Origin of the sequence: Mesorhizobium huakuii (genome assembly GCF_014189455.1) — a bacterium.
Classification (GTDB): domain Bacteria; phylum Pseudomonadota; class Alphaproteobacteria; order Rhizobiales; family Rhizobiaceae; genus Mesorhizobium; species Mesorhizobium huakuii_A.
This window is the reverse complement of sequence record NZ_CP050296.1, coordinates 1,095,237-1,104,503: the sequence shown is the minus strand read 5'-3', so window position 1 is coordinate 1,104,503 and position 9,267 is coordinate 1,095,237. Positions and strand designations below refer to the sequence as shown.

Annotated in this window: 13 protein-coding genes; 10 read left to right on the top strand and 3 right to left on the bottom strand. The window is 63.1% G+C overall.

Annotation, left to right across the window (positions count from 1 at the left end):
• Positions 1-124 precede the first annotated feature (124 nt).
• From HB778_RS05495 to HB778_RS05470, 6 genes are all read left to right on the top strand, one after another.
• Complete coding sequence (locus tag HB778_RS05495; RefSeq protein ID WP_183462139.1) at positions 125-865, top strand: AzlC family ABC transporter permease; 741 nt, start codon at positions 125-127, stop codon at positions 863-865.
• The gene (locus HB778_RS05490; protein WP_183462137.1) at positions 862-1,161 is read left to right on the top strand and encodes an AzlD family protein; all 300 of its coding nucleotides are present in this window, start codon (positions 862-864) and stop codon (positions 1,159-1,161) included. Before HB778_RS05495 ends, HB778_RS05490 begins: the two co-directional genes overlap by 4 nt.
• A gap of 82 nt (positions 1,162-1,243) precedes the next feature.
• On the top strand, positions 1,244-1,399 hold the full coding sequence (locus tag HB778_RS05485; RefSeq protein ID WP_183465334.1) for a hypothetical protein: 156 nt from the start codon (positions 1,244-1,246) through the stop codon (positions 1,397-1,399).
• A 17-nt stretch (positions 1,400-1,416) separates the two neighbouring features.
• Entirely contained in the window at positions 1,417-1,734 is a 318-nt protein-coding gene (locus HB778_RS05480; protein ID WP_244661821.1) for a hypothetical protein, read from the top strand.
• A gap of 251 nt (positions 1,735-1,985) precedes the next feature.
• Positions 1,986-3,026, top strand: coding sequence for a 3-oxoacyl-ACP synthase III family protein (locus tag HB778_RS05475; protein WP_183462133.1), 1,041 nt, complete (start codon positions 1,986-1,988; stop codon positions 3,024-3,026).
• Positions 3,027-3,037: 11 nt separating this feature from the next.
• Entirely contained in the window at positions 3,038-3,730 is a 693-nt protein-coding gene (locus HB778_RS05470; protein WP_183462131.1) for a hypothetical protein, read from the top strand.
• Between the two features lie 146 nt (positions 3,731-3,876).
• Here HB778_RS05470 and HB778_RS05465 read toward each other — a convergent pair whose 3' ends face one another.
• Complete coding sequence (locus tag HB778_RS05465) at positions 3,877-4,509, bottom strand: FMN-dependent NADH-azoreductase (protein ID WP_183462129.1); 633 nt, start codon at positions 4,507-4,509, stop codon at positions 3,877-3,879.
• Positions 4,510-4,617: 108 nt separating this feature from the next.
• Here HB778_RS05465 and HB778_RS05460 point away from each other — a divergent pair, with 108 nt between their 5' ends.
• Positions 4,618-5,574, top strand: coding sequence for a LysR family transcriptional regulator (locus tag HB778_RS05460; RefSeq protein WP_183462127.1), 957 nt, complete (start codon positions 4,618-4,620; stop codon positions 5,572-5,574).
• Here HB778_RS05460 and HB778_RS05455 read toward each other — a convergent pair.
• Positions 5,507-6,133: a TetR/AcrR family transcriptional regulator gene (locus tag HB778_RS05455; RefSeq protein ID WP_183462126.1), complete on the bottom strand. Its 627-nt coding sequence runs from the start codon at positions 6,131-6,133 to the stop codon at positions 5,507-5,509. The genes HB778_RS05460 and HB778_RS05455 overlap by 68 nt on opposite strands.
• A 66-nt stretch (positions 6,134-6,199) precedes the next feature.
• Here HB778_RS05455 and HB778_RS05450 point away from each other — a divergent pair, with 66 nt between their 5' ends.
• Positions 6,200-6,625 (top strand): VOC family protein, encoded by a 426-nt coding sequence (locus HB778_RS05450; protein ID WP_183462124.1) that lies wholly within the window; start codon positions 6,200-6,202, stop codon positions 6,623-6,625.
• 9 nt (positions 6,626-6,634) lie between these two features.
• Here HB778_RS05450 and HB778_RS05445 read toward each other — a convergent pair whose 3' ends face one another.
• Entirely contained in the window at positions 6,635-7,585 is a 951-nt protein-coding gene (locus tag HB778_RS05445; RefSeq protein ID WP_183462122.1) for a S1C family serine protease, read from the bottom strand.
• Positions 7,586-7,753: 168 nt separating this feature from the next.
• On the opposite strand from HB778_RS05445, the gene HB778_RS05440 reads away from it, so the two are divergent.
• Positions 7,754-8,626 carry a S1C family serine protease gene (locus HB778_RS05440; RefSeq protein ID WP_183462120.1) on the top strand — a complete coding sequence of 291 codons (873 nt, stop codon included), beginning with the start codon at positions 7,754-7,756 and terminating at the stop codon, positions 8,624-8,626.
• Positions 8,627-8,634: 8 nt separating this feature from the next.
• Positions 8,635-9,261 (top strand): response regulator transcription factor, encoded by a 627-nt coding sequence (locus HB778_RS05435; RefSeq protein WP_183462118.1) that lies wholly within the window; start codon positions 8,635-8,637, stop codon positions 9,259-9,261.
• Positions 9,262-9,267 lie beyond the last annotated feature (6 nt).

Here is a 9,267-nt window from a genome sequence, read left to right as displayed (position 1 = left end):
TAAGGGCGAAGACAACAATCTTCGCAACCAAATTGCGAAGCCATCTTTATATGGTTGCGTCGACACCATCACCATCTGAAGCCCAACCGGAAACGGTGGCCGCGAGGCCAGCCTGTGGAAAATCATGAGCGTTTCTGAAGCAACATTGCCCGAGGCGATCGACGGCGGATCGGGTTCGGAGTTCCGGCGCGGGGTCATGTCGTGCCTGCCGGTGCTGCTCGGCACCATCCCCTATGCGCTGGTGCTGGGCGCGCAGGCGACGCAGAAAGGTCTCAGCGCTGTCGAACTGCCTCTGATGACCGGATTGAATTTCGCCGGCGGCTCGGAATTCGCGGCCATCCAGCTTTGGACCTCGCCGCCGCACATCGCGCTCATCGCCGCCATTACCTTCCTGGTCAACAGCCGTCACTTCCTGATGGGGGCAGCCCTGGCGCCATTCCTGGGGCATTTGCCGCAGCGCAAGGTGTTTCCGGCCCTGTTCTTCCTCTGCGACGAAAGCTGGGCGCTCGGTCTGGCCGATGCCAAACAGCGCGCCAGCGCCGGCATCACCCCTGCCTTCAGCCCGCGCTACTATATGGGCGCGGCCCTGGCGATGTATCTGGCCTGGGTGGGCTTCACGGCGGCGGGCGCGCTGCTTGGCCCGATGCTCGGCCATGTCGAAACCTATGGCTTCGACATGGCGTTTCCGGCTGTCTTCCTGGTGCTGATGCGCGGCATGTGGAAGAGCGTGGCGGCGGCGCGGCCCTGGCTGGTCAGCCTGGTTGTCGCGGCCCTCGTCTATCTCTTCATTCCCGGTGCGTGGTATGTCGCGGCGGGCGCGGTGTCGGGGCTCGCCGCTGCCTGGCTGATGGCAGGTGACGCATGATCGACATGGCAACCCTTCTCACCATCGTGCTGATGGCCGGCGTTACCTACCTCACGCGGATCGGCGGCTATATCGTGCTGCGCAACCGCGTGCTCAGTGCGCGTGCCACGGCGGTGATGGAGGCCGCACCGGGCTGCGTGCTGATCTCGGTCATCGCACCGGCCTTCGTGTCGCGAAATCCCGCCGATCTCCTGGCGCTGGCCATCACCTTTATCGCGGCGACACGGCTTTCCATGCTGCCCACAGTGCTGATCGGGGTCGCTTCGGCGGGTCTGTTCAGGCATTTCATCGGATAGGCTCAGAGCCTGTTCAATCGCGAGCAGCGCCCGCAGCCCTGAGGATCAGCGCAACACTGTTGCGGGCGCGCTGCGCAAGGCTATGCTGCAATGCGGCGAGCATTTCGGCGACGGCATCGATGTTGGTCGCGTGCGGCAACTGATTATCATCAGAGGCGGCCGCGATCTGATCGCGGAAGCGCGCGTCCGTGCGTCCGAGAGCGGCAAACAGCTCGGCACCGATTGGTGCCCGAACTGAAAGGACGGATCAACGGCATGGCGGTGCGCGTGCCGGTGTCTGATGTATCGATGATCGATCTCACCTGCCGGTTCAGAGAAAACGTGTCCTACAAGGACATCTGCACGATGCTCCGCACGCAGGCGGCAGATGCGATGGACGGCATCCTCGCCTATTGCGACGAGCCTGTGGTCTCGACCGACCTGCGCGGCAACCCGCATTCCTCGATCTTCGGCGGGCTGGCCGGCATGCAGACCGAGGGCGGGTTGACCAAGCTCGTTGCCTGGTACGACAACGAATGGGGTTATGCCTGCCGTTGCCTCGACCTGGCAGCGCACATCTCGCGCGCAAACTAGCAAAAGTCGATGCAACCATATGTTATGCGGCCAGCCGCCCCTCGTGCGGAGCAGATCTCCGCCGTCACGCTCCACTCCGGCTGCAGGATCGAACCGGATTAAAGGGTGCGCCATCGTCGAAATTGAGATAATTTCCGGCCTTTCTCATTGTCGTTTTTCAGACGAGCTACCGGCGGGGCTAATGACCGAATCGGGAAGCAATCAAGATCGAGGTGAAAAATACGGCTACCTGACGTGCTCGGGGTGCCGGAATGCGTATTGATTCAATTGCGTTTAGAACTCCATCCCGAATGATCTCGAATGAGGATATACTAAGATATATTCGTGATTACAATCAAAGTCAAAATAGAGAAGAATTAGAGTCTTATTGTCGGAAAATCGAGCGCCTGTTCCGAAGAGCCGGCGCACAGTCGCGTTACGTCCGTGACATGGGTGCCGGGGAAAGAGCCTTTGACCTGTTGCGTGATGCCGCTCGATCGGCCATCGCCGATGCTGGGCTGGTGCCCCGGGACATAGATCTGGTCATCTACTGCGGGATAGGGCGCGGCTTTCTGGAGCCGGCCAACGCGACGTTCCTGGTTTCTGCACTTGGCATCGAATGTGACGCCTTCGACATTACGGAGGCGTGCATGAGTTGGGCAAGGGCGCTTCAGGTTGCCCAAGGCTTTTTGCTGACCCGATCATACGCAAGGATCCTGATCGTAAATGCTGAGTTCAGCGTCTACGAAAACGGATATCCCGAAATCTTCAAAATGCGGACCGATGCTGAAATCGCTTATACATTTCCAGCTCTAACTATCGGCGAAGCAGCCACTGCCACCGTCGTTACATTGTCGCCAGATGCTTGGAAATTTCGTTTTCGAACCAGACCTCAGTTTGCATCGCTTTGCAATCTACCACTTCCCGGCTTTCGCGATTTCTGCTTGCCTGATACAAAAGTTGGAGCCAATGGCGTCCATCAACTGGTTGCCTACAGCTCAGAGCTTACACAGACGGCGAGCAGGGAAATGACCTCTTTTGTAAAGGCGGCATACCCCGACGTTTCTGGCATCGACATCTGGTTCCCACACAGTTCCAGCGAGTCGGCCCTGAAAATCATGGCGACTAGACTGGGCGTTGGCGACCGCCTTTATGACAAAGTATTTCGAAAATTCGGAAACTTGGCATCAGCGTCCATTCCTGCGGCTATGTGTGAGGCAACCAAAGAGGGTTCGTTGGAGCGAGGAATGCGGGTGGTGTTGTGTCCGGCTTCCGCTGGAATGGTATTTGGCCTGATGGAGGGCATCTACTGAGGAGGGGAGTGATGGCAGACAAGGACGATGGGACACCAAAACCGGCCGAGTCCCAGCCGGATGTTTCGCAGGCGAATTTTCAAAATCCGATAGTAATCCTTGCAATTCTGATTCTGCTCAGCCTGTTTGTCATGATCGGCGCTTCGATGCTTGGCGTCGATCACGGCTTTCTTTCGGGAATGGCAAGGCCCGAGCTTGCCAGAGGGCTGATTACCTATCTCTTCGCGATCGTGACCATAGGAATCGCCGTCGCACTCGTCCTCAACACGCTGGTCGGGCCAGCTCCAAGCGACGCGAATGACGGTCGCTTTCAGAGGGCGAAGGAAGTCTTGTCCCTCCTGCTGGGCGTGTTTGGCACGATTGTCGGCTATTACTTCGGGGCGGAGTCTTCGAAGGCAAATCTGGAGGTGCCGTTTGAATTGTCCACGCCGGATCTTTCACCGCAGCCAGTCGGCCCTGCAGGGCTGGTTACGGTGCGAGCCGTGATAAAGGGCGGCACGGCGCCACTTCAGTATGGCGTCGGACAGGGCACGGACAATGTCGAAGTCAAGGACCTGGCATTTGAAGGAGGCTGGATCGTCAAGCAGGTGCAATTGAAGGCACCTTCTCCAGCCGAGGTTCAAAGCATTCATCTGGTCGTGGAGAATTCGAGCGGCAAGCGGATTGAGCGGGTCGTGCCGGTCAGACGGAGTGCGCAAGACTAGGTTCCTTCGGGACACGTCGGTTGCGAATCTCCGTGGATGTGGCACCGGCGGCCGTTCGCAGGCCGGGTCACACTTTTCCTGGACTTGCTCTGAACGAAAAAGGCAGGCGCGGGCGCCTGCCTTTCTCAGTCATATGATCGGCAGCCTTACGCGGCGGCAGCGGTCTGCTGGCTGGCCACCACGGCGTCGACCTTGGCGGTCGCCTTGGCGAGCGCGGCGGTCACCGCGTCAGGGCCCATGCCGACGCCTTCGATGCGGATGACATCGACGTCGGTCATGCCGAGGAAGCCGAGCACGCCGCGCAGATAGGGGATGGCGTGATCGAACTGCACGGCCGCACCTTCGGAGTAGACGCCGCCCGAAGCCAGCACGATATAGACCTTCTTGCCGGTGACGAGGCCCTTGGGGCCGCTTTCGCCATAGGCAAAGCTCCTGCCGGAGCGGGCGATGTGGTCGACCCACGACTTCAGCGTCGAGGAGATGTTGAAGTTGATGAAGCCGGTGGCGAGGATCACCGTGTCGGCGGCGAACAGCTCGTCGAGCACGACGTCGGAGACGCCGACGACTTCAGCCTGGCGCGGGGTGCGCGCTTCAGCCGGCGTATAGATGCCGGTCGAGTAGTCGGCATCGATATGCGGCAGCGGGTTGGCGACGAGGTCGCGCACGACAAGCGTGTTCGACGGATCAGCGGCGACGAGCTTTTCGGCGAATTCGGTGGCGATGCGGGTCGAGTGCGAGGCAGCGCCGCGCGGGCTTGAGGTAACGAGAAGAATGGACATAGCGGGTCTCTCCAGTGAAATGAATTGTCCCGCCTCATATGGGGCTATCGATCCATCAGATAAACTGGTATATTTTCTATACGATCCATCTACAAAATAGATACAGTCATGCAGCCCAACCCGACCCTCGACCAGCTTCAAATCCTTGTCGCCGTTGCCGATACCGGCAGTTTCTCGGCTGCCGGCCGCAAGCTCAACCGGGCACAATCCGTCATCAGCTACGGCATCGCCAATCTCGAGGCCCAGCTTGGGCTGAAGCTGTTCGAACGCGAGGGCACGCGCGAGCCGCAACTCACCGAGATCGGCCGGGCGATGCTGGAGGACGCAAGGCGCATGATCGGCGTGTTGCAGCGTATGCGTTCGCGCGTCGATGGCCACCATCACGGGCTGGAGGCCGAAGTGGCATTGTCGGTCGATTCGGCGCTGCCTTCGCCCGTTCTGGTGCGTGTGCTCAAGGCATTCGAAGCGCAGTTCCCCACTGTGATGCTGCGCCTGCACATAGGCTCGCTTGGATTGATCCCGGACCATGTCGTCAATGGACAGGCCGATCTCGGCATTGGCGGCCTGCTGGGCGAGGTTGACGTCCATCTCGTGCGCATCGGCTTTATGTCGATCGTGCTGGCTGCGGCGCCCAGCCACCCGCTGGCATTGCTGCCAAAGCCATTGGCGCTCGAGGATGTGCGCGAACACACCCAGCTTGTCGTCACCGACCAGTCCGAACGCACCAAGGGACGCGACTTCGGTGTCTTTGCTTATCGGACTTGGCGCCTCACGGATATGCGCACCAAGCACATACTCATGCGCGAGGGGCTGGGCTGGGGCGGCCTGCCGCGCTGGCTGATCGCCGACGATCTCGCAAGTGGCCGGTTGGTGGAACTCGATCTCGAACCCTTTAGCGAGGTGAAGTCGCCGATGTTTGCCATGCATCGTAACGACAGCAGCCCGAAGCCGGCGGCGGCCTGGCTCATCGAGCGATTCAAGCGTGGGCTCGGCTGCTTCAACGAGTTCGAGCCGGGCGAGGTGCCCGAGGACGACCCGGAGACAATCCGTCAATCAGCGCCATGAGCACGGCGCGGTAATCCTCGGCTGAGGCACCGGCCTCAATGGCAAGTGCGGCGCGGTCGAAGGCGGATGCAAGCAGCGCGGTCAGCGCTTCCGCCGGCAATCTCGTCATGGTGTTGGCCCGCATTGCGGCGACCAGGCCCTCGCGCAGTGAGCGGTTGCCATGGCGGTTGTCGATCGCATCCATGGCAGCGCGGCCAAGCACGGCCGGCCCGTCGAGCAACAACAGCCGCGTGCGGCCGGGCACGCGCATGGCGGCGAGATAGGCGTCTGAGCCGGCGATGAGCGCATCGCGGGCGTCGAGCGAAGGCGGCGAGGCGCGGCCGATCTCTTGCGCCACCGCCTGCGCCTCCTGCTCGACCACGGCGGCAAACAGCGCCTGCTTGTCGGCAAAGTGGTGATAGAGCGCGCCGCGCGTCACGCCGGCCGCGGTGACGATCTCCGGCGTGCCGGTCTCGGCATAGGATTTTTCGGTGAACAGTTTTCGCGCCGCCGCGACCAGGTCGGCGCGCGTCGCCTCGGTGCGGTCGCGGTTGGAACGGCGCGCGGATTTTTGTTGCATACATGCAGCCTGTATGTTAATTCGATTTACATACAGACTGTATGTTATGTCCAGGGAGAAAGAAAGATGAAGATCACAAGCTACTACCCGGTGCTGATGACCGGCGACGTCGCCGGCACGGCGGCCTTCTACGTCAAGCATTTCGGCTTCCAGCCGCTGTTTGAAAGCGACTGGTACGTGCACCTGCAATCGGTCGACAACAAACGCGTCAATCTCGGCATCGTCCAGGGCGACCACGAGACGATCCCGCAGGAGGGGCGGGGGCGCACCTCGGGCCTGCTGATCAATTTCGAGGTCCGCGATCCCGACGCCGTCTATGAGCGGGTCCTTGCTGCCGGCCTGCCGGTCCTGCGCACGCTGCGCGACGAACCCTTCGGCCAGCGCCATTTCATCACCCGGGATCCCAATGGCGTGCTGATCGACGTCATCAAGCCGATCCCGCCCAGCGAGGAATTTTTGGCGCAGTACGCGGCGGGCGCGGCAGGGGCTTGAGTGACGGCCTCAGCCTGCCCGCGCCACCGGCGTCACCGCCACCTGGCTGACGCCGGTGCGGCGCACCACCGTGCACAGCGTCTCGCGGCCGATGCGCTCGGCGTCGAGCATGCGCACGAGGTCGTCGACGCCGGTCACCGGGCGCCCGTCTATGGCCGCGATGATGTCGCCCTCCTTCAGGCCCGCCTTGGCCGCCGGGCCGTTCTTCTCGACGCTGCGCAGGCGCACCGCCGTGCTGGTCGACACTTGCGACAGGAGTGCTGCGCGACGCGGCAGATTGGTCGTGTCGGCTGACACCCCGATGAAGGCGCGGCGGACGCGGCCGAAGCGGATGATCTCCGAGATGACGAAATTGGCGGTGTTGGAAGCGACCGCAAACGCAATGCCTTGCGCGCCATGGATCATGGCGGTGTTGACGCCGATGACTTCGCCGGCCGACGACACCAGTGGCCCGCCGGAATTGCCGGGATTGAGCGCGGCATCGGTCTGGATGACGTCATCGATCAGCCGGCCGGTCGAGGCGCGCATCGAGCGGCCGAGCGCCGAGACGACGCCTGAGGTGACCGTCCATTCGAAGCCGAGCGGATTGCCGATGGCAATGGCGATCTGGCCGCGCCGCAGCCGCTTGGAATCGCCCAGCGGCGCGACATCGGAAAAACTGCCGTCGGCGCGCACCAGAGCGATGTCGGTGTCGGGATCGCGCCCGAGCACGCGGCCCTCGCTGGAGGCGCCGTCCGGCATCGACACGCGAACTGTTTTTGCGTCACCCACGACATGGAAATTGGTGACGACCAACCCGTCCGGCGCGATGACGAAACCCGATCCATGGCCGCCCTGGCCGCCAATACGCTCGATGCGGCAGACGGCCGGACCGATGCGGTCGACCGCGTCGGCCACCGTCATGGAATAGGCGTCGAGCAGCGTATCGTCGGATTGGAATTTGGCAGCGGCGAGGGCCATGGATGGGCTCCGTGTTTTCAAGCTTGATCGTGACTATATGTGCGGAGCGGCCGGAACCGCCGCGACCTGACCAGATGGCCAGTCAAACCGCCAACTAGCCGTCAGGCGAGTACCTCCAGGGGCGCCGTCGGGCGATATCTGGGACATGACGAACCCCAGGAGACCATCATGAGTGATTTCAATCTGAATGCGTTTTCGCAAGCCGTTGCCGCCCTTGCCGCCGCGGCGGCACCGGCGACCGCGAGCTTCACTGCCCATCATCACCGCACGGCGAGCGCCTTCCACTGGCGCGACGGCTATTTCGTCACTGCCGAAGAGGCGGTCGAGGCCGGCGAGGAGATCGAGCTGACGCTGGCTTCGGGCGGGACGGTGAAGGCCGAGCTGGTCGGTCGCGATCCTTCGACGGGCGTCGCTTTGCTGAAGCCCACGGACGCGGCCGGTGCGCCTGTCCTTGCCAAGGCCGATGCGGTTCGGCCAGGCAATGTCGCCATTGCCATTGGCAACAGCCAGGGTTCGGCGCTGGCCGTATCGGGTTCGGTTGGCGAAGTCGGTCCGGCCTGGCGCTCGATGCGCGGGGGCACGATCGACCGGCGCATCAATCTGGCCGTCGGCGCCGGCGGCCGCTTCGAGGGTGGCCCGGTGCTCGACGCCAAGGGCGCGCTGATCGGCATGCTGTTGTTCGGGCCGCGCGGCCGTGCGCTGGTCATGCCCTATGAGACGATCGAGCGGGCGGTGGCGACACTGCGCGAGAAGGGCCATGTCGCACGCGGCTATCTCGGTGCAGGCCTGCATCCGGTGCGCGACCGCGACGCCCATGGCGCGATGGTGATGAGCCTCGACGACAACGGCCCGGCCAAGGCCGCCGGCCTGTCGCTGGGCGATATCATCGTGGCGTGGAACGGCGAGGCCGTGCATGGTCCGCGCGACCTGATCCGCCGGCTCGGACCGGACAGTGCCGGCGCCTCCGTTACGCTTGGCGTGGTGCGTGGCGGCGAACAGCGCGACGTGACATTGACCATAGGCGAAAAGCCGCTGAGCTGAGAGGACTGATGGAAACGCTCGCCGGCGACCGGATCGTGAGCAACAGCGCCGCTTCGCGGCGGCTGGTGGTGCTGATTGCGCTTGGCGATGCCGCGCGCGCCGAGCGCCTGGCCGCCACTCTTGCCGCCAGCGACGACCTGCTGCCGGTGGTGACCGGCGGCCGGGCGGATGTCGCCATCATCGATGACAGGAGCGGAGATACCGTGCCGGCCGCCACGCCACGGGTGCTGCTGTCGGGACGCACCGGCGTCGAGCGGCCCGCCGGTGAGGTGTTTGCGGTCATGCCTGCGGGTGCGGACGATCTGCTGATCGCAGCGGCGGCGCGGCTGGCGGCGGCCGGCTATCGCGTCACAGGCGAGGGCGGCCGTGGACGCGATGAGGATTTCCATACGGGCGCGCCGTTCGAGGATGAAGTCCTGGACGAGCATGCCACCCGGCCTGCGCTTTCGCCGCGCGAGGCGGAAGTGCTGGCGCTGCTCGCCGAAGGCGCGCCCAACAAAGTGATTGCGCGTCGGCTCAACATTTCCGTCCACACGGCGAAATTTCACGTCGCCGCGATCCTGATCAAGCTGGGGGCGGCCAACCGCACTGATGCGATCGCGATCGCGATGCGGCAGGGGTTGGTGCTGGTCTGATATTGC